Annotated in this window: 2 protein-coding genes; both read right to left on the bottom strand. The window is 74.9% G+C overall.

The window, feature by feature from the left end:
- Positions 1-879: Gfo/Idh/MocA family protein (locus H5J30_RS33790; protein ID WP_181791598.1), on the bottom strand; the 879-nt coding region annotated here is incomplete at its 3' end.
- The coding region (locus H5J30_RS33785; RefSeq protein ID WP_181791596.1) for a sugar phosphate isomerase/epimerase family protein at positions 879-1,313 on the bottom strand (435 nt) is incomplete at its 5' end. The genes H5J30_RS33790 and H5J30_RS33785, both read right to left, overlap by 1 nt.

Below are 1,313 nucleotides of genomic sequence, written 5' to 3'. Positions count from 1 at the left end.
CTCGATCTCCGTCCACTCCGCCGAGCCCGTGGGGCGCAGCCGCAGGGAGCCGTCGAAGCGGTTGGGATCGGGCAGCGCGAGGGTGGCCTCGGTGCCGGTGATCTCCACGAAACCCTGCCGGTTCAGCGGGGAGTCGAAGCTGACCACCAGCGAGGCGGTCGGGCCCGCGGCGTAGTCGAGGAGCGCCGCGACATGCGTGGGCACCTCGACCGGGAACTTCGTGCCGGCCTTCGGCCCGGAGCCGATCACCCGGGTCTCGCGCGCCGTGCGGGCCACCGCCGCGACCCGCTCGGCCGGGCCGAAGATCGTGGCCAGACAGGTCAGGTAGTACGGGCCCATGTCGAACAGCGGCCCGCCGCCGCGCAGGAAGTAGAACTCGGGGCTGGGGTGCCACGACTCCGGGCCCGGGGTCTGCATCAGCGCGAGGCCGCTCAGCGGCGCGCCTATCGCCCCGTCGTCGAGCAGCCGGCGCGCCGTCTGCAGCCCGGCGCCCAGGAACGTGTCCGGGGCGCAGCCGAGCCGCACGCCGGCCGCGGCGGCGCGGGCGACCAACTCGGCGCCGGAGGCGGGGTCGAGGGTCAGCGGCTTCTCGTTCCACACGTGCTTGCCGGCGTCGATCGCCGCCGCGGCCACGTCGTGGTGGGCGGCGGGGAGGGTGAGGTTGACGACCAGCTCGACGCCGGGGTGGGCGAGGGCCTCCTCGGTCGTGCCGTGCGCCGGTACGCCGTAGGCGGCGGCCTGCGCGGCGGCGCGCCCGGCGTCGAGGTCGGCGCAGAACAGCACGCGCAGGTCGGGGAAGGCGGTGAGGTTCGTCAGGTACTGGTCGCTGATCGTGCCGCAGCCGACCACGGCGACGCCCAGGGGCTCTGCTGCGGTCATCAGCGCTTCCCCTCCAGCCAGTCGAAGCTCTCGCGGACGGCGGTGAGCATGTCGGTGGCGCAGGCGTCGAGTTCGACGATGTGCCGGCGGGCGCCCGCGCCGGCGGCGAGCACGGCCTCGACGGGCATCCGGCCGGCGCCGACCGCGGTCATCGGGTCGTCCTTGGTGACGGGCCCGTCCTTGATGTGCAGGTGCGTGACGCGCTCGCCGAGGCGGCCGAGCAGCGCGGGTACGTCCTGGCCGCCGACCGCCGCCCAGTACGTGTCCACCTCGAACTGCACGGTGGCCCCGGAGGTTCCGAGACCCGCGAGCAGGTCGGCCAGCACCTCCAGCGCGGGGACGCCGCCGACGTGCTGGCACAGCTCGAACTCGTGGTTGTGGTAGCCGAGCGCGAGGCCGTGCCCGGCGGCGCGCTTCGCGGCCTCGGCCAGCTC

It is taken from the genome of Streptomyces phytophilus (assembly GCF_013870535.1).
GTDB classification, from domain to species: Bacteria; Actinomycetota; Actinomycetes; order Streptomycetales; family Streptomycetaceae; genus Streptomyces; species Streptomyces phytophilus.
This window is presented reverse-complemented; position numbering and strand designations above follow the sequence as displayed.